This window comes from Streptomyces sp. NPDC107559 (genome assembly GCF_055657365.1).
Genome location: NZ_JBVKBD010000038.1, coordinates 1 through 16,949, shown reverse-complemented (window position 1 = coordinate 16,949; position 16,949 = coordinate 1). Strand labels below are relative to the sequence as shown.

The window sequence follows — 16,949 nt, the reverse complement described above, 5'->3', positions numbered from 1 at the left end:
GGACATGACCAAGCTGCTGGCCGCCCGCTACCGGGCGGCGAGCGACCGGCCTTATCTGGCGGCCGCGCTGTACTCCCTGACCGTCGTGCCGAGCACGCAGGTGCCCACGATGGGGGTGGACCGGCACTGGCGCTGCTATGTGTCCCCCTCCTTCGTCGAGGCGACGGCGGTGCCCGAGCTCGCGGGCGTCTGGGTGCACGAGGTGGCGCACCTGCTGCGCGACCATCACGGCCGCGCAAACCGGCTGCCCGCCGCGGCCCAGGGGGACTGGCACCGCGTCAACGTCGCCCAGGACTGCGAGATCAACGACGACCTGCTCGCCGACGGTCTGCGGCTGCCCGAGGGGCGCATGGAACCCCGGCTGTTCGGCCTTCCCGAGGGCGGGGTGTTCGAGGCGTACCTGGACCTGCTGCCACCGCATGTGCGCACGCCCGACTGCGGGTCCGGCGCCCATGGCCGTCCCGGTTCCTGGGAGCTGCCGGGCGCCGCAGGCCCCGCGCGGATCGGTGAGGTGGAGGCGCAGGCGCTGCGGCGGCAGACCGCCGAGGCGATGCGCGCCCACCAGCGCGGACGCGGCACCCTGCCCGGAGGCTGGCAGCGCTGGGCCGAGACGATCCTGGAACCCACGGTCGACTGGCGGCAGGCGCTGTCGGGCGCGGTCCGGGAGGCCGCCGCGTGGGCGGGCGGGGCCGTCGACTACACCTATCGCCGCCCCTCGCGCCGTACCCCGGCGCTGCGCGGCGTCGCCCTGCCGAGCCTGCGCCGTCCGCTGCCGCGGGTGGCCGTGGTCATCGACACCTCCGGTTCGATGGGCGACGCGGAACTGGCCGCCGCCCTCGCGGAGGTGACGGGCGTGCTGCGCGAGGTGGGGGTACGGGGCAACCGCGTGACCGTGTTCGCGTGCGACGCCGATGTGCAGGCCGTGTCCCGGGTGACGGCCACCGAGCAGATCACCCTGGGCGGCGGTGGCGGCACGGACATGCGCGTCGGGATCGAGGCGGCGCTCACCACGCCGGACCGCCCGGACATCGTCGTGGTCCTCACCGACGGGATCACTCCCTGGCCCGACCGGCCCCCGCCCTGCCGCGTCGTCGCGGCCCTGATCGGCTCCACCGCACCGCAGGCGCCGGGCTGGGTGGAGACGGTGCGCATTCCCGGCTGAGAGCTCCGAGATCCGAGGCCGGGTCCGTGCCGGGTTGTGCCGGGCTTGCGACTGCGGCAGCACCCGGCACGGCCGTCGTCGGGTCCGGAGCGAGCCGTCGCGTCGTCCCGCGGGCGCGGTCACGAACTCAGGACGTCGATTCCGTCGCCCAGCAGTTTCAGTCCGAACACGAAGAGCAGTACGGCCATGATGGCCGTGTTGTGGCGCGTCGCCCGTTCCTTCCAGTCGCCCAGCGTCTTCTTCGCCCGCTCACCCATGACCAGGAAGACCGCGAGCGGAGCGAGCAGCCCGAGGGAGGCGACGACGACGAAGACCGCCAGTGCGCCGATCTGCTGTCCGACCGGCAGTCCCGAGGAGCTGATGGACGCCGCGGCGGCGATGGTCAGCGGGGCGTTCTTGAGATTTCCGGCCGACAGCAACAGGGCGAGGAGGAAGACCTTCACCGGTGTGAACCGGTCGATCGTGGCCATCCACTTGGGGAGCTGGGCCTGCGTGACATCGGCCGGGCGGTGCCGCCACAGTTTCAGGCCGAGCAGCGCCAGCAGCGCGCCCAGGGCGAGCTTGAGCACCCCCACCCAGTCGGCCGGCTGACCGTGGGAGGTGGCACCCTCCTGACCTCCGACGAGCAGCATCACGGTGCCCAGGCCCGCCAGGCCCAGCACCCAGCCGGTGGCGAACACCAGTCCGTTCAGGCGTCCCCGAGGCGTTGCCAGCACGATGATGACGGCGATGATCGGAATCGGACTCACGGCGACACCGGCCGCGAGGCCCAGAACATCGCCCAGTACGTGACCCATGCGTCAAGGGTCGACGACGGTCCACGGTCCTCGCCGCACGGCGCGTGGCGTGCGGGTGAACGACGCCCCCGGCTGCTCCCGGCCGCTCTCGGCCGTTCCCGGCTGCTCCCGGCCGCTCTCGGCCGTTCCCGGCCGCCCCCGGCCGCCCTCGGTCACCGGGTGCGGGGCATCGGGGGCAGGCATACGCTCTTTGGCGAAGGGCCCGGTTCCCTTGTGCGGTTTCACCGTCGCTGGTCGTCCTGCCCGCGACAGTCATCTCCTGCTGCGAAGACCCGACGAGCGCGGTACGTTCCCCTGCGCGTCGCCCGGTGGGCGACGGCCGGATCTCCTTGCTCGAAGCCTGTCGGGCGCTGTGCGTGCCGTAGTGACACGCCGGCTCCAGGGTCCGCAGCCGACAGTCCCCGTGGAGGTCGGCATGCGAGTTGTCGTAGATCTTTCCCGATGCCAGGGGTATGCGCAGTGCGCGTTCCTGGCGCCGGAGGCGTTCCGGATGCACGGCGAGGAAGCGCTGATGTACCACCCGAGCCCGGACGACGCCCGGCGCGACCAGGTGCTGCGCGCCGCGGCGGCCTGCCCGGTCCAGGCGATCCTGGTCGACCGGCTGGAGGAACGGGCCGTACCGGTGGAGGCATCGCGGTCATGACCAGTGCCGACATCCTGCGCGCGTTCAAACGCGACGGCCGCATCGTGATCGTCGGCGCATCCCTGGCGGGCCTGCGGGCCGCGGAGGCGCTGCGTGCCGAGGGCTTCACCGGTTCGCTGACCATGATCGGTGACGAGACGTGCGAGCCCTACGACCGGCCTCCCCTGTCCAAGCAGGTACTGACCGGGTGGGTGCCGGCCCGGGACACCACGCTGCCGCGACGTCGTGACGTCAACGCGGAGTGGCTGCTGGGCGTGCCCGCGAGCGGCCTGGACCTGGCCGCCAACCAGGTGCGTCTCGCCGACGGCCGGGAGGTTCCGTTCGACCGGGTGCTGATCTCCACCGGCGTGCGGGCCAGGCCCTGGTTCGTCGAGAGCGAGGCGGCCCTGGACGGGGTGTTCGTGCTGCGTACGCGCGAGCATGCCGAGGGTCTGCAACAGGCCCTGGCCGCCGGGCCCTCCCGCGTCCTGGTCATCGGTGCGGGATTCACCGGCTCCGAGATCGCCTCCGTCTGCCGCGAGCGTGACATCGCGGTGACCGTCGCCGAACTCGCGCCGGCCCCGCTGGTCGGGGCGCTCGGGGCCATGATCGGCGACGTCGCGGCCGACCTTCAGCGCGCGCACGGTGTCGACCTGCGCTGCGGTGTCAAGGTGACCCGGCTGGAGGGCGACGATCAGGGGCGGCTGCGCCGTGCCCACTTCGACGACGGCAGCACCATCGACGCCGATGTGGCGGTGGTGGCGCTCGGCGGCATCCGCAACACCGAGTGGCTGCGGGACTCGGGACTGGCGGCCGGCCCCTGGGGAATCGCCTGCGACACGGGCTGCCGTGCCCTCACCCTCGACGGTCTGATCACCGACGACATCTTCGTCGCCGGAGACGTGGCCCGCTGCCCGAACCCGATCTACGAGTACCGGCTCATCTCGCTGGAGCACTGGGCCAACGCCGTGGAACAGGCCGAGGTCGCGGCGCACAACATGCTCAGCGGCCAGGCGGACCGCTGGCCCCACCTGTCCATCCCGGCGTTCTGGTCGATCCAGTTCGGGGTCAACATCAAGTCCGTCGGCGTGCCGACCTTCGCCGACGAGGTGACGGTCACTCAAGGATCGGTGCACGACCGCAGGTTCGTCGCCGCCTACGGCTACCAGGGCCGGGTCACCGCGGCGGTGAGCTTCGACAACGCGAAGTGGCTCGACCACTACCGGCAGTTGATCGAGACGGCCGCACCCTTCCCGCCGCCGAGCCCCACCCCCGACCAGCCCGCCGGCATGAAGCCGGTACCCGTCGACTTCCCCGGCCCCGTCCTGCTCGCCCAGGGCGCCACCGTGGTCGTCACCGGTCACGACCCGAGCGAGCGACGCGTCACGGCCGCGCAGCAGCAGCACAGGTAGGAGGGAGCGCCAGATGACCACGACCGAGAAGCCCGACACACTGCTCCGGATCCTCGACCACTCCTCCCGGGCCGACCCGTACCCGCTGTACGCCGAGCTGCGCGAGACGCCGGTGGCCCGGCAGGAGGACGGCAGTTACGTCGTCAGCACCTATCGCGAGATCATGGACCTGCTGCACAACCCGCATCTGAGCTCCGACGTGCGCAACCTGTCGCAGCCCATGGAGGTGGTCGAAGGACGGACCACCCCGTCCTTCATCAACCTCGACCCTCCCGAGCACGACCGCCTGCGACGCATGGCGATGCGTCATTTCGGCCCCCCGCACACCCCGGGCCTGGTGACGGGCATGGAGGACGATCTGACCGCCGTCGTCAGCGGCCTCATCGACGGCTTCGCGGGCAAGGAACAGATCGACATCGTCGACGACTTCGCCTACCCGTTCCCCGTCACCGTGATCTGCCATCTGCTCGGCGTGCCGCGCGAGGACGAACCGAGGTTCCATCTGTGGGTGGAAGCGATCGTCAACTCGATCGACTACAACCCCAAGACCGATCCGAAGGAGAAGCTGGAACACGGCCTGCAGGCCCGCAAGGAACTCCAGCAATACCTGGGCGGGCTGCTGGAGAAACGCCACGGCAAGCCGGGGGAGGACCTGCTGAGCCGGTTGGCCAACGACGACGGGCCCGACGGGCGGATGACCGACGACGAGATCCTCGCCACCGCCAACCTGCTGCTGATCGCCGGCCACGAGACCACCGTGAACCTCATCACCAACGGCATGCTGACCCTGTTGCGCAACCCGCAGGTGCTGCAACGACTGCGCGCCGAACCGGACCTGATCGTCCCGTTGGTCGAGGAACTGTTGCGCTACGAACCCCCCGTGCACATGGTTCCGTGGCGGGCGGCGTACAGCGACATCACCGTGGCCGGCACCGTCATCCCCAAGGGCTCGAAGATCATGCTGATGCTGGCCTCGGGCAGCCGCGATCCGAACCGCTTCCAGGATCCCGACCGCTTCGACCCCGACCGGCCGGACAACGAGCACCTCGGCTTCGGCAGCGGCATCCACCTCTGCTTCGGCGGCCCCCTGGCCCGGCTGGAGACACAGATCGCGCTGACCGAACTGGTGCGCCGGCTGGAGGGGCCCACGCTGGTCGCCGACCCGCCGCCCTACCGCCCCAGCCCCGTGCTTCGCGGCCCCATCCACCTGCTCGTCGAGCAGAACAAGGACTGACCGGGCAGACCGGGCGGGGCCAGGGCTCCGCGTGACGCCCGGCCGGGCATCCCCGGCCGGGCGTCACGCATGACCGGCTGCCCCTGGCGGAGCTTTTCCCTGCTCGGCCCGGTGCGCCCGCGGCACGGCCCATCCGGCGGTACACCGGGCACTCTTTGGGGTTGCGGGCCGGTGCGCGGAGCATGTTGGACGGTTGCGCCGGCCGGCGATCGGTTGACTTCACACGGAGGCGATCGCCTCTTCGGGGCGTTTCTCGTGAGGGGCAGCCACTGTGATCGACAGGCGGGACGTAGTGCGGGCAGGCACGCTGGGTGCTCTGGGGACGGGGATGGCGGGTGTGCTGGCACCGCCTGCCGCCGCGTCACCCGCCGCAGTGCCGGAAGGGATCGGCCCCCGGGACTGGAAGCGGCTGGCCGACGCGCTGTCGTCGCGCTCCACCCTCTACCGGCCCAACGACTCCCACTACCCGCCGCTGGCGATCCCGTTCAACCACCGCTATGCCGGGATCCGCCCCGCCGGAATCGTGGCCTGCGGTTCCACCGAGGACGCCCGTACGTCGGTGCGCTGGGCCCGCTCGGTGGGGCTGCCCGCCGTGCCCCGCACCGGGCTGGGCCACAACTACGCCGGGTACTCCACCACCACGGGCCTGCTGCTCAACATGGCCCGGATGAAGGGCATTCGCGTCACCCCGCGGCCGGGCGCCCGCTCCCGGACCCGGACCTACGGCTCGATGAAGGTCACCCACGAGGCGGGCACGGTCACCGTGGGAGCGGGTGTCACCAACGGTGACCTGCACCCGCTGCTGGAGGACCAGGGGATCTTCGTGCCGACCGGCCGCTGTCCCACGGTGGGGGTGGCCGGACTCGTGCTCGGCGGCGGCATCGGCTTCAGCGACAAGATGTTCGGTCTGACCTGCGACCGGCTGGTCTCGACGACCGTGGTACTCGCCGACGGCCTTGTGGTGGAGGCCGGCCGGGACTCGCATGCCGACCTGTTCTGGGGCTGCCGCGGGGGAGCGGGCAACAACTTCGGCGTCAACACGTCCTTTACGTTCCAGTACGAGCAGTTCCAGGGCGACGTGGGCTTCTACCAGCTGCGCTGGAGCCTGGACTCCGTGCAGCCGGTGATCGCGGCCGCGCAGCGGATCGCCCTGAACGGCCTGGACGACAAGCGGTTCCACCTGCGCGTCGGCATCGGGACCCACGGGCGTGCCAGGGACCAGATCCGCGAGAACGCCAATGTCAACGCCATCGGCCAGTACTACGGCCCCCTCGACGAGTTGCGCGACATCCTGGCCCCGCTGCTCGCCATCGGCACGGCCGAGGAGCGCGCCCGCAACAGGGCGTCCGTGCGCGAGGTCACTCCCGGTCAGGCGAGCGTGCTGCTGAGCGCCACCACTCCGGTGGAACAGTTCGCCACCAAGTCGGCGGTGCTCACTCCCCGGGAGCTCCTGACCGAACAGCAGGTCGGTGCCGCCGCCGAGCAACTGCTGGACTGGCCGGGCAGCAGCAACGAGGACGGGGCCGGGTTCGCGATGTTCGCCCTGGGCGGCGAGATCAACCAGGTGCCACCGGACGCGACGGCGTTCGTGCACCGCAACGCCGTGTTCATCTTCGCTGCCGAGACCTCCTGGACGGACTACGATCCGCGCCGCGTCGAGACCGCGAACCTGCACTGGCTCCGTGACTTCTACCAGGGCATCTTCGGAAACACCCCGCCCGGGCAGTCGTATCAGAACTTCCCGGACCCCACGCTGAAGGACTGGCGGCGGGCCTACTACGGCGCGAACTACGACCGGCTGGTCAGGGTGAAGCGGAAGTACGACCCGACCGACTTCTTCAGCTATGCACAGGGGATCGGCACCTGACGCGGCCGGAAGCTGCGGCTGAAGTTCAGGGCGATGTCCAGGGCGAAGAAGTTGCTGCCCCGGCCCGTTCGGGCGCGCAGCAGGATGCGGTGCTCGGCCACCGGTACCGCTTCGGGAAGCCGGAGGTGCCAGGTCTGCCGCCATGGTCCGGCGGGTGGTCTGGGGTCGCCCGGCAGGCTCGCGCCGACGCCCGCCAGCAGGTCGGGCAGGCGGTAGGTCCGGTCGAGCATCTTCACGGGACCGAACTTCATGATCATGTTGCAGGTGACCCGGGTCAGGTCGACCGGCTCCTTGAGGTGGCCGTTCATCTCCCATGAGACCTGGTGTCCCAGCCACGGCCGGGCCGGGGTCCAGCTGAAGTCGAGGCGGTCCAGGACGTACGTGTCGTCGCTCACGTCCTCTACCAGATGGATGCTCATGTCACTCCTCACCCCTTCACCGGACGGGGAAACACCGGAAGGCGGCCGCGGCCGGCGGCCTGGGAGACCGGGCCGGCGGGCGAGGGTCGCCGTACCGGTCCGATCGGTGCGGGAAAGGACAGCCACGCCCCGCATGCACCCCGCACGCACGGCGTCGGGCGTGCGGGGTGCACACGGGGCGTGGCTGTCGGAGAATGGTGCGTGTACCGGGGCCCCGGCCCGATTCCGGCGGGCCGGGGCTCCTCAGTATCTGACCGGTCGGGTCCTAGTAGTCGTCGCCGCCGCCGCCGTAGCCGCCGCCACCACCGCCGTGGCCGTAGTGGTCCCGGACCACCCGGAAGCTGGCCACGACACCGTGGTCGATGTCGATGGCCCGGGTGCGGCCCGGGTGCACGCCGTCGGCGGAGCTGCGCGGACCGACCGTGGCGATGGGGGCGCCGTTGTCGCAGACCGCGCCACGGAAGACCTCGACGGTCCGCTTCGTGTCGTTGCGGATGTTCAGGCTCCGTGCGCCCAGGCCGCTGACGACGGTGATGCAGTCGCCGGGGTGGGCCGAGTACGACCGCTCGTTGATCTCGATGCGGCCCTCGTAGTACCGGTGGCCGCCGCGGCCGCCACCTCCACCTCCCTCGTTGCCCTTGCCCTCGTTGCCCTTGCTGTTGTTGTCGTTGCCGTTGTTGTTGCCGTTGCCACCGTCGGGAACGGCGGCGGGTGCGACGGCGGCGACGGCCGGCGCCTGCTGGGGCACCGGGGCCGAAGCGGCCGAGGCGTAGGTGATGCCGGTCGCGGCCAGAGCCGCGGCGCCGGACACAGCGGCGGTGACCACCGTGGAACGAAGCTTCATTGCGGTATCTCCTGTTTCAGGGTTGCCGGCCCGTCAGCCGGCTCGTGAATGAACTTACCCATGGCCGTCATATCGGTCATTTCGAAATAGCGGCAGGAGAGCGCCAAACGAGGCAATTATGGCCCCGGTTGAGAAACTGATGAGATGTCATCTCGCCATAAAAATAAGCAGATTGACATACCATTGGTCCGTCTGATGGATCTTCTGACGTCTGCTCATCCCTCGACGTCAGCGTGTCGCTGCGAATGCGGCGAGGTGAGCCGTGTTAGCCGGGGCCCCTGGCGTACCTAAAACCGCAGGTCACAGGCCCGGCGTGCTCGTGCCGTGCCGGTGGGCCGGCCCCTTCGGCCCCTTTGGCGCGGCGCGACGGTCAGAACAGGATGGACAGGTCGCGCGGTCGTACCCGGACGGTGACGGGCAGGGTGGCGTCGACCTCGCCGTCGGCGCCGTAGGGCACCGGCCGGTCCGCCTCGATGCGGATCTCCCTGCCCTGCAGGACGACGACCTCGGGCCGTTCGACGTGGGCGCCGGTCTTGAGTTCGTTCATGAGCGTGAAGAACAGGCGCCGGGGGGCCTCCCGGATCATGACGACGTCCAGCAGACCGTCGTCCACCCGGGCGGACGGGGCGACGATGCGCCCGGACCCGTAGTAGGCGGAGTTGGCGGCTACGACGGTGTATCCGCGGTGCGGGTGTTCCTGCCCGTCGACGGTGACCCGGTAGGACGCCGGGCGCCAGCCGGCGACGGCGCGCAGCCCACCGGCATAGTACGAGGCGGCCCCACGCAGGAAGCGCGCCCGGTTGGCATGGCGGTTGGCGAGCGCGTCGACGCCCGCATAGACGCTGCCCAGCACGACGGTGCGGGGGTGTACCGCCGACTCGACCTCGATGGTGTCCACGCGCCGCGGCTCGCTGTCGAGCAGGACACGGGCCAGGCCGGCCGCGTCGGTGGGCAGCTCGAGAGCGCGGGCGAAGTCGTTGCCGCGGCCCGCGGGTATCAGGCCCAGCACGGCGTCCGTACCGCTGAGCGCGCCGCCGATGCCGCCGGCCATGCCGTCGCCGCCGACGGCGAGCACCACCCGGCCCCGCTCCGCGGCCCGGCGGGCCAGCTCCTGGGCGTGGGCGAGGCTGTGGCTGTACTCGGTGTCCAGTTCCGCTCCGGCCTCCCGCAGCAGACGGGCGACCTGGAGCAGCGCCGCCGCGCCGGCCGAGTCGCCCGCAGTGGGATTGACGACGGCGGTGAACTGTCGCATCGGTGTGCCTCCGGGCGGTGACGGTGGGACGGAACGGGGATGGAGCCTGGGCAGGTGCAGGCCCCGGCGCGGGGCCGGAGCCTGACGGCGGACCAGTGGCCGTACGACGGCCGGGGGCTGCGCGGGAGAGTCAGTCCTTGGGCAGCAGCACCCCGGGGTTGAGCAGGCCGTCGGGGTCCAGCCGCCGCTTGACGGCGCGCAGTGCCTCGACCCCCAGCGGCCCGGCCTCCCGTACATACCAGTCACGGTGATCGGTGCCCACGCCGTGGTGGTGGCTGATCGTACCGCCCGCGTCCAGGACGGCTTCACAGGCTGCCGCCTTGGCCGGTGCCCAGTGGGCGACGGCGTCCTCGCCCTGTGCGCTGACCACGGTGAAGTACAGCGAGGCGCCGTTCTCGTACACGTGCGAGATGTGGCACATCACCAGGGGCGGGGTGCCCGCCGCGGTGAGGGTGTCGGTGAGCGCGGTGCGTACGGCCGCGTAGAGCTCGGGTACGCGCGACCAGAAGGCCGCCGTCTCCAGGGTCTCGGCGAACGCCCCGGCGTCGAGCAGGGAGTCCCGCAGGTACGGTGCCGCGTAGCGGCCGTGTGCCCAGCGCTCGCCGGGCTCCGCTCCGAGGAAGATGCCTCCGGCGGCGCGCAGCACGGCGGCGGCCTGCTCCCGGCGGCTCGTGGTGTCCTCCTCGGTGCCTTCGTATCCGACGACGGCCGTGCATCCGGCGTTGGCCGGCAGTCCGGCCGCACCGATGGCGTCGGGCTGCGCGAGACCGACGAAGGTCTCGGTCTCGTCGGACAGCCGCAGGACCGTCGGGCGCGGGCCGTCCTGGGCGAGCCGGCGCAGCGCGGTGGCGCCCTGCTCGAAGGAGGCGAAGCGCCACCCCTCGTGGATACGGGTCTGCGGACGGGGCCTGACGCGCACCGTGACGGCGGTGATGACCCCGAAGGATCCCTCGGAGCCGAGGATCAGCTGACGCAGATCGGGACCGGCCGCCGAGCGCGGCGCGCGTCCCACGTCCAGGGTGCCCTCCGGGGTCGCGACGGTGAGGCCGAGGACCATCTCGTCGAAGCGGCCGTAACCGGCGGAGGCCTGTCCGCTGGAGCGGGCGGCCGCGAATCCGCCGATCGTCGCCCACTCGTAGGACTGCGGGAAGTGGCCGAGGGTGAACCCGTGCTCGGCCAGGAGCGCCTCCGCGTCGGGTGCGCGCAGGCCGGGCTGGAGGGTGGCGGTCCGTGAGACGGGGTCGACGTCGAGCAGGGCGTCCATACGGCGCAGGTCCAGGGCCACGAAGACACGGCGCTCGGGTGCGAGGCCGCCGACGACGGACGTACCGCCGCCGAAGGGGACCACCGCGAGGGCGTGTTCGCCGCAGACCCGCAGCACGGCGAGGACCTCGGCGTGGGTGGCGGGCAGGACGACGGCCGCCGGGGCGTCCACGACGTCTCCGGCACGGATCTTCAGCAGGTCGGGCGTGGACTTGCCGCGCGTGTGCCTGATCCGGCTCTCCGCGTCGGTGTGCACATGGGCCTCGCCGCCGACGGCCGCCGCCAGCGCGCGCAGGGCGGCGGTGTCCAGCGGGGTCTGGGGGAGCGCGATCTCCTCCAGGGCGAGCGCGTCGGTGTCCCGCGGCTTGACGCCGAGCAGCTCCCGCAGCAGCGCGGTCACCGGGTCGGGCAGCGGTGCCGCCTTGGCGGGGTCGCCCCAGCCACTCCACAGCATGTCCATGAACGGTCTGTCCTCATCGGTCGGTTGGCGACGCGCCGTCTCCCGCACGGTCGCCCGGGGCGTTACACTGTTACATATGACGCCCATTCGTCACAACCATTCGGGCAGCTCGGACAGCGATCCCGTTCTCGACGCCGTACGCGACTGTGTGCTGGCGTTCGGCGTCCGGCGCACCACCCTCACCGACGTCGCCCGCCGGGCCGGCGTCTCACGGATGACCCTCTACCGCCGCTGGCCCGACGTGCGGTCGCTGGTCGGCGACCTGATGACGCGTGAGTGGATCGACGTGGCGAGCCGTGCCATGCCGCAGCGCTCGCCCGGCCAGGACATGCGCGGCCTGATCGTGGACGGACTCGTGGCCGGAGTCGCGGCGTTCCGGTCCCACCCCCTCTTCCTCAAGATCGTCGACGTCGACCCCGAACTCCTGCTGCCCTACGTCCTGGACCGCCGGGGAGCCAGCCAGGAAGCCCTGCTGGGCCTGCTCGCCGACGCGCTGGCGGAAGGTCACGCCGACGGGTCGGTGCGCCGCACCCACACCGACCGGCAGGCCCGCGCGGTCCTGCTCGTCGTGCAGTCCTTCACCCTGTCGCTGCGGACCATGACCGACGGGAACGACCCCGAACTCACCGACTCCGCCTTCCTCGACGAACTGCGCACACTTCTGGAGAGGACCCTCACCCCATGAGCCCGACCGGCAGCCCGTCCGGCCCGTCCGCCTTCGCCCCCGGATCGTCGCTCTCCGCCGCCCGCCGACGCCGCGAACTGGCCGAGGCCGTCGACGCCGACGTGGCGGACGTCCTGGTCGTCGGACTCGGCGCCACCGGCGCCGGGGTCGCGCTGGACGCCGCGGCGCGCGGCCTCCGCGTCGTCGCCGTCGACGCCCACGACCTCGCCTTCGGCACCTCGCGCTGGAGTTCCAAACTCATCCACGGCGGACTGCGCTACCTCGCCTCGGGGCAGCTCGACGTCGCCCACGAAAGCGCCGTGGAACGCGGTGTCCTGATGGAACGCACCGCACCCCACCTGGTGCGCGCCCAGCCCTTCGTCCTGCCCCTGACGCCTTCGGTGTCACGCGGTCAGGCGTCCTTGGCCTGGGCCGGCTTCCGGGCCGGGGACGCCCTGCGGCTGGTGGCCCGCACCTCCCGCGCCACCCTGCCCGCACCGCGCCGCCTCTCCAGCGTCGAAGCCCGCCACCTGACACCGTCGGTACGCCCCGGCGGCCTGCGCGGCGGCCTGCTGTCCTGGGACGGCCGGGTGACCGACGACGCCCGCCTGGTCACCGCGCTGGCCCGCACCGCCGCCGCCCACGGCGCGAAGATCCTCACCCGGGTCAGGGCCCTGGGACTCGACGGGACCACCGCCCGCGTCCGCGACGAACTCACCGGCGAGCAGGGCGAGATCAGGGCCCGCGCGATCATCAACGCGTCCGGCGTATGGGCGGGCGGCCTGGTCGAGGGCATCCATATCCGCCCCTCGCGCGGCACCCATCTGGTCCTGCGCGCCGACCTGCTCGGTCCGCTGCCCGCGGGCCTGCACATCCCGATCCCGGGGGAGACCAACCGGTTCGTGCTCGTACTGCCGCAGGACGACGGCCGCGTGTACGTCGGCCTGACCGACGAGCCCGTCGACGGTGACCTGCCGGACGTGCCCGAAGTGCCCGAGTCGGACATCGGCTTCCTGCTGGACGTGCTGGGCTCCGCCCTGGACACGCCGGTCAGGCGGCACGACGTCGTCGGCGCCTTCGCGGGACTGCGCCCCCTGCTGGACATCGCGCCCACCCGGTCGGCCGACCCCTCCCGTACCTCCGACATCTCGCGTCGGCACGCCGTCCTCACCTCCGCCGACGGGGTGGTCACGATCGTCGGGGGCAAACTCACCACCTACCGGCGCATGGCGCAGGACGCCGTCGACACGGCGGTCGAGGCCCGGGGCCTGCGCGCCGGTGCCTCGACCACCGCTTCCCTGCCCCTGGTCGGAGCCGCCGCCCCGCACCGGCTCGGCGCGCTCACCGCCCCCGGCCACCTGGTCCGCCGCTACGGCACCGAGGCTCCCGCCGTGCACGCTCTGGGCGCCCGCGACCCCCGCCTGAACGAGCCCGTGGTGCCGGGGAACCCCGTCACCCGGGGCGCCCTGCTGTGGGCCGCCCTGCACGAGGGCGCCCTGGACGAGGCCGACCTCCTGGACCGGCGTACCCGCATCGGACTCGTGCCGCAGGACCGGGCGGCGGCCATGGCGGCGGCCCGCGAGGCACTGGACGCGGCCGCCGCCCAGCCTGCCTGACCCGCCCTCGCGCGGGGCGCACAGCGGCAGGCGCCGTCCTCGCCCGTGACCTGCTTCCTCGCGCGTGCTCCGCGCGGCCCCTGACCTGCCCGGCCGGCCTCTCCTTGCGGGCGCCAGTACGGGCACGCATCCTTAGAGGAAGGCATGCCGACAACCGTATGGACCGAACGTAGCTGGCTGCGGGGTCTGCGGGAACCGCGGTCCGCGCAGGGAGCGGATTCCAGATGAGGCTTGTCGTCGATCTCAACCGGTGCCAGGGATTCGCGCAGTGCGTCTTCCTCGCCCCGGACGTCTTCGCCCTGCACGGCGAAGAGGCGTTGCTGTTCTCGCCTCGCTTCGACGAGGCACAGCGTGACCGGGTGGAGAAGGCCGCGGCCGCCTGCCCGGTCCAGGCCATCCTCGTCGACTACTCCGACGATCCGACGAAGGGGGCGGACCCCCATGTCGGCTGACACGGACGTCGAACTGCTGCGTCGCCAGGGCCGCATCGTCGTCGTCGGTGCCTCGCTGGCCGGCCTGCGCGCCGCGGAGACCTTGCGCGACCAGGGCTTCACCGGATCGCTGACCATGATCGGCGACGAACCGTACGAGCCCTACGACCGGCCGCCACTGTCCAAGCAGGCGCTGCTCGGACGGGCGCGGCCCGAGGACACGGCTCTGCCGCGCCGGCGCGACATCGACGCCGAATGGCGGCTGGGCGTCGCCGCCGCGGGTCTGGACCGGGACGCCAAGCAGGTGCGCCTGGCCGACGGTGACACCGTCTCCTACGACCGCCTGCTGATCACCACCGGGACCAGGGCGCGTCCCTGGATCCACGCGGACGAGGCCGCGCTGGACGGCGTGTTCGTGCTGCGCACCCGCGACGACTCCGCACGCCTGTATCGCAAGCTGACCGGGGGAGTGTCCCGGGCACTGGTGATCGGAGCCGGTTTCACGGGCTCCGAAGTGGCCTCAGCCTGCCGGGAGCTGGGCATCGAGGTCACCGTCGCCGAACGCGGCCCGGCACCGCTGGTGGGCGCGCTCGGCGGAGTGATCGGCGCGGTCGCGGACCGGATGCAGCGCAGCAAGGGTGTCGATCTGCGCTGCGGCATCAGCGTCACCGCCCTCGAAGGCGATTACGGGGGGCGGCTCAGGCGTGCCCACCTGTCCGACGGTTCGGCCATCGACGTGGAGGTCGCGGTCGTCTCGCTCGGTGCCATCCGGAACACGGAATGGCTCGCGGGCTCCGGGCTGGCCGCGGGTCCCCGGGGGATCGCCTGCGACGCGGGATGCCGGGTGTTCGACGTCAACGGCATCGTCACCGACGACATCTACGCCGCCGGTGACGTCGCACGCAGCCCCCACCCGCTGTTCGACTACCAGTTCCTGTCGCTGGAGCACTGGGGCAACGCGGTCGAGCAGGCCGAGATCGCCGCCCACAACATGATCTGCGCGGGTCCGGAGCGCCGGCCGCATCTGTGGCTGCCGATGTTCTGGTCCTCCCAGTTCGGGGTCAACATCAAGTCGGTGGGTGTGCCCTCGCTGGGCGACAAGCTGGTCGTCACCCAAGGGACGCTCACCGAAGGGCGGTTCGTCGCGGTGTACGGCTACCGCGGCCGCGTCATCGCCGCGGCTTCCTTCGACGGAGCCAAGTGGCTGGGGTTCTACGAGCAGCAGATCGCGGCCGGTGCGTCCTTCCCGCCGGAGTACCGCACGGTGGACCGCCGCACCGAAACGCTGGAGCCGGTCGACCCGGCCTTCCCGGATCCCCATCTGCCCACCCACGGGGCCACGGTCACGCTGACAGGTCACTCACCGAGCGAGCGGCGTGTCGAGTTCGTGCCGTCGCACGCCTGATCACCAGGCCTGCACCGCCCGGAGTCCTCAGGAGTCGCCATGACGTCCGGCACCATCGTCGCCGAGATCACCGACTACGCCAATCGAGCCGATCCCTATCCCCTCTACGCGGAACTGCGCAAGCAACCGATCAGGCGGGAGGACGACGGCACCTTTGTGGTCAGCACCTATTACGAGGTGCGGAGTCTGGCCAACGATCCGCGGATGAGCAACGACACGAGCAACCGTCTCGCCGGTTACGCCCGCGTGGGGCAGCCGGTGGAGTCCGGCCTGCCGTCCAGCTTCATCTTCACCGACCCGCCCGTGCACGACCGGCTGCGCGACACCATCAACCGGCCGTTCGGGCCCCCGCACAGCCCCAGGTTCCTCGACGGCCTGCGCGGAGACCTGGTCAAGGTCGTCGGCGAACTGCTCGACGCCTTCGAGGGCAAGGACCAGGTCGACATCGTGGACGACTTCGCCTACCCCCTTCCCGTCACCGCCATCTGCAAGGTTCTCGGCGTGCCGCGCGAGGACGAATCGCGCTTCCACGTCTGGGCCGACGCCCTCGCGTCGTCACTCGACCCCAGTGCCGAAGGCGGCGAGGAAAAGGGACAGCGGGCGCGCCAGGACCTGGGCGCCTACCTGGGCGATCTGATCGAGACCAAACGCCGCCACCCCGGCCCGGGGATGCTCAGCGCGCTCGCCCCCACCATGGCACCGTCGGACCTGGAGGCCACCGCGGTGCTGCTCCTGGTCGCCGGCCACGAGACCACCGTCAACGCCATCGCCAACACGACCCTCACCCTGCTGCGCCACCCCGAGATCCTCCAGCGGTTCCAGAAGGAGCCGGATCTGGCCGTCCCGATCATCGAGGAAGTGCTGCGGTACGAGCCGCCGGTCCAGTTCGTCCCGTGGGTCACCGCCCTGGACGACGTCGAGGTCGGCGACACCTTGATCCCGAAGGGTTCTCCGGTCTGGCTCATGCTGGCCGCGGCCAACCGCGATCCCCGGCGCTTCGAGGACCCCGACCGGTTCGATCCCGACCGCAAGGACAACGAGCACCTGGGTTTCTACACCGGCATCCACTACTGCTTCGGCGCCCCGCTCGCCCGCATAGAACTGCAACTGGCCGTGCCCGAACTGTTCCGCCGGGTCAAGTTCTCCGGGCTGCGCGAGGACCCGCCGCCGTACCGCGCCAACGCGGTGCTGCGTGGCCCCCGTCACCTCCCCGTGGCGATCGAGGGCCTCACGGCCTGAGCGTCGTGCCGGCCGGCATGCCCGGTTCGGACACGACAGAGCCGCTGCCTCACCCGAGGCAGCGGCTCTGTCGTGTGATGTCCGTGGTGGGCGGTGGGTTCGCCCGGTACTGGTTGGTTTAGTACCAGTGGTGGGTCTGCCAGAAGTCCCAGGCCTGGGCGGGGCTCCCGTAGCGGGAGTTCATGTAGTCCAGGCCCCACTTGATCTGGGTGGCGGGGTTGGTCTTCCAGTCGGCACCGGCGGAGGCCATCTTCGAGCCGGG

General features: G+C 71.6%; 16 protein-coding genes. 10 read left to right on the top strand and 6 right to left on the bottom strand.

Going from position 1 to position 16,949, the window contains the following annotated elements:
• Nucleotides 1–4: 4 nt before the first annotated feature.
• Nucleotides 5–1,162, top strand: a complete 1,158-nt coding sequence (locus tag ACZ7OY_RS43920) for a vWA domain-containing protein (RefSeq protein WP_472251098.1) — start codon at nucleotides 5–7, stop codon at nucleotides 1,160–1,162.
• A 119-nt stretch (nucleotides 1,163–1,281) separates the two neighbouring features.
• Here the strand turns inward: ACZ7OY_RS43920 and ACZ7OY_RS43915 are convergent, their stop codons facing one another.
• Nucleotides 1,282–1,959, bottom strand: coding sequence for a GAP family protein (locus tag ACZ7OY_RS43915; protein WP_472251097.1), 678 nt, complete (start codon nucleotides 1,957–1,959; stop codon nucleotides 1,282–1,284).
• A 415-nt stretch (nucleotides 1,960–2,374) separates the two neighbouring features.
• Here ACZ7OY_RS43915 and ACZ7OY_RS43910 point away from each other — a divergent pair, with 415 nt between their 5' ends.
• The 4 genes from ACZ7OY_RS43910 to ACZ7OY_RS43895 all read left to right on the top strand — a co-directional run bounded on the left by ACZ7OY_RS43910 (nucleotide 2,375) and on the right by ACZ7OY_RS43895 (nucleotide 7,094).
• Nucleotides 2,375–2,602 (top strand): ferredoxin, encoded by a 228-nt coding sequence (locus ACZ7OY_RS43910; RefSeq protein ID WP_472251096.1) that lies wholly within the window; start codon nucleotides 2,375–2,377, stop codon nucleotides 2,600–2,602.
• Entirely contained in the window at nucleotides 2,599–3,993 is a 1,395-nt protein-coding gene (locus ACZ7OY_RS43905; protein WP_472251095.1) for an NAD(P)/FAD-dependent oxidoreductase, read from the top strand. Before ACZ7OY_RS43910 ends, ACZ7OY_RS43905 begins: the two co-directional genes overlap by 4 nt.
• Before the next feature lie 13 nt (nucleotides 3,994–4,006).
• On the top strand, nucleotides 4,007–5,227 hold the full coding sequence (locus tag ACZ7OY_RS43900; protein WP_472251094.1) for a cytochrome P450: 1,221 nt from the start codon (nucleotides 4,007–4,009) through the stop codon (nucleotides 5,225–5,227).
• Between the two features lie 328 nt (nucleotides 5,228–5,555).
• The gene (locus ACZ7OY_RS43895) at nucleotides 5,556–7,094 is read left to right on the top strand and encodes an FAD-binding oxidoreductase (protein ID WP_472251093.1); all 1,539 of its coding nucleotides are present in this window, start codon (nucleotides 5,556–5,558) and stop codon (nucleotides 7,092–7,094) included.
• On the opposite strand, the gene ACZ7OY_RS43890 is transcribed toward ACZ7OY_RS43895, so the two are convergent.
• The 4 genes from ACZ7OY_RS43890 to ACZ7OY_RS43875 all read right to left on the bottom strand — a co-directional run bounded on the left by ACZ7OY_RS43890 (nucleotide 7,070) and on the right by ACZ7OY_RS43875 (nucleotide 11,332).
• Complete coding sequence (locus ACZ7OY_RS43890; protein WP_351620444.1) at nucleotides 7,070–7,513, bottom strand: hypothetical protein; 444 nt, start codon at nucleotides 7,511–7,513, stop codon at nucleotides 7,070–7,072. The two genes, ACZ7OY_RS43895 and ACZ7OY_RS43890, sit on opposite strands and share 25 nt — an antisense overlap.
• A 265-nt stretch (nucleotides 7,514–7,778) precedes the next feature.
• Nucleotides 7,779–8,357 (bottom strand): hypothetical protein, encoded by a 579-nt coding sequence (locus ACZ7OY_RS43885; protein WP_472251092.1) that lies wholly within the window; start codon nucleotides 8,355–8,357, stop codon nucleotides 7,779–7,781.
• Between the two features lie 370 nt (nucleotides 8,358–8,727).
• Nucleotides 8,728–9,609: a YegS/Rv2252/BmrU family lipid kinase gene (locus tag ACZ7OY_RS43880; protein ID WP_472251091.1), complete on the bottom strand. Its 882-nt coding sequence runs from the start codon at nucleotides 9,607–9,609 to the stop codon at nucleotides 8,728–8,730.
• Nucleotides 9,610–9,739: 130 nt separating this feature from the next.
• On the bottom strand, nucleotides 9,740–11,332 hold the full coding sequence (locus ACZ7OY_RS43875; RefSeq protein ID WP_472251090.1) for an FAD-binding oxidoreductase: 1,593 nt from the start codon (nucleotides 11,330–11,332) through the stop codon (nucleotides 9,740–9,742).
• Nucleotides 11,333–11,408: 76 nt separating this feature from the next.
• Between ACZ7OY_RS43875 and ACZ7OY_RS43870 the strand changes: the two genes are divergently transcribed.
• The 5 genes from ACZ7OY_RS43870 to ACZ7OY_RS43850 all read left to right on the top strand — a co-directional run bounded on the left by ACZ7OY_RS43870 (nucleotide 11,409) and on the right by ACZ7OY_RS43850 (nucleotide 16,687).
• Nucleotides 11,409–12,017, top strand: a complete 609-nt coding sequence (locus tag ACZ7OY_RS43870; RefSeq protein ID WP_472251089.1) for a TetR/AcrR family transcriptional regulator — start codon at nucleotides 11,409–11,411, stop codon at nucleotides 12,015–12,017.
• Nucleotides 12,014–13,612 (top strand): glycerol-3-phosphate dehydrogenase/oxidase, encoded by a 1,599-nt coding sequence (locus tag ACZ7OY_RS43865; protein WP_472251088.1) that lies wholly within the window; start codon nucleotides 12,014–12,016, stop codon nucleotides 13,610–13,612. The genes ACZ7OY_RS43870 and ACZ7OY_RS43865 overlap by 4 nt, the downstream gene beginning before the upstream one ends.
• A 224-nt stretch (nucleotides 13,613–13,836) precedes the next feature.
• Nucleotides 13,837–14,064, top strand: coding sequence for a ferredoxin (locus ACZ7OY_RS43860; RefSeq protein ID WP_384733871.1), 228 nt, complete (start codon nucleotides 13,837–13,839; stop codon nucleotides 14,062–14,064).
• A complete protein-coding gene (locus ACZ7OY_RS43855; RefSeq protein ID WP_472251087.1) occupies nucleotides 14,054–15,448 on the top strand; it encodes an NAD(P)/FAD-dependent oxidoreductase in 1,395 nt (464 codons plus the stop codon). The genes ACZ7OY_RS43860 and ACZ7OY_RS43855 overlap by 11 nt, the downstream gene beginning before the upstream one ends.
• A gap of 39 nt (nucleotides 15,449–15,487) precedes the next feature.
• Nucleotides 15,488–16,687, top strand: a complete 1,200-nt coding sequence (locus ACZ7OY_RS43850) for a cytochrome P450 (protein WP_472251086.1) — start codon at nucleotides 15,488–15,490, stop codon at nucleotides 16,685–16,687.
• A 118-nt stretch (nucleotides 16,688–16,805) separates the two neighbouring features.
• Here ACZ7OY_RS43850 and ACZ7OY_RS43845 read toward each other — a convergent pair.
• On the bottom strand, nucleotides 16,806–16,949 hold a 144-nt coding region (locus tag ACZ7OY_RS43845), incomplete at its 5' end, for an aggregation-promoting factor C-terminal-like domain-containing protein (RefSeq protein WP_472251112.1).

Coding starts and splice junctions, on each gene's coding strand:
- ACZ7OY_RS43920 (WP_472251098.1), top strand. CDS start 5: ATGACCAAGCTGCTGGCCGCCCGCTACCGGGCGGCGAGCGACCGGCCT.
- ACZ7OY_RS43915 (WP_472251097.1), bottom strand. CDS start 1,959: ATGGGTCACGTACTGGGCGATGTTCTGGGCCTCGCGGCCGGTGTCGCC.
- ACZ7OY_RS43910 (WP_472251096.1), top strand. CDS start 2,375: ATGCGAGTTGTCGTAGATCTTTCCCGATGCCAGGGGTATGCGCAGTGC.
- ACZ7OY_RS43905 (WP_472251095.1), top strand. CDS start 2,599: ATGACCAGTGCCGACATCCTGCGCGCGTTCAAACGCGACGGCCGCATC.
- ACZ7OY_RS43900 (WP_472251094.1), top strand. CDS start 4,007: ATGACCACGACCGAGAAGCCCGACACACTGCTCCGGATCCTCGACCAC.
- ACZ7OY_RS43895 (WP_472251093.1), top strand. CDS start 5,556: ATGGCGGGTGTGCTGGCACCGCCTGCCGCCGCGTCACCCGCCGCAGTG.
- ACZ7OY_RS43890 (WP_351620444.1), bottom strand. CDS start 7,513: ATGAGCATCCATCTGGTAGAGGACGTGAGCGACGACACGTACGTCCTG.
- ACZ7OY_RS43885 (WP_472251092.1), bottom strand. CDS start 8,357: ATGAAGCTTCGTTCCACGGTGGTCACCGCCGCTGTGTCCGGCGCCGCG.
- ACZ7OY_RS43880 (WP_472251091.1), bottom strand. CDS start 9,609: ATGCGACAGTTCACCGCCGTCGTCAATCCCACTGCGGGCGACTCGGCC.
- ACZ7OY_RS43875 (WP_472251090.1), bottom strand. CDS start 11,332: ATGGACATGCTGTGGAGTGGCTGGGGCGACCCCGCCAAGGCGGCACCG.
- ACZ7OY_RS43870 (WP_472251089.1), top strand. CDS start 11,409: ATGACGCCCATTCGTCACAACCATTCGGGCAGCTCGGACAGCGATCCC.
- ACZ7OY_RS43865 (WP_472251088.1), top strand. CDS start 12,014: ATGAGCCCGACCGGCAGCCCGTCCGGCCCGTCCGCCTTCGCCCCCGGA.
- ACZ7OY_RS43860 (WP_384733871.1), top strand. CDS start 13,837: ATGAGGCTTGTCGTCGATCTCAACCGGTGCCAGGGATTCGCGCAGTGC.
- ACZ7OY_RS43855 (WP_472251087.1), top strand. CDS start 14,054: ATGTCGGCTGACACGGACGTCGAACTGCTGCGTCGCCAGGGCCGCATC.
- ACZ7OY_RS43850 (WP_472251086.1), top strand. CDS start 15,488: ATGACGTCCGGCACCATCGTCGCCGAGATCACCGACTACGCCAATCGA.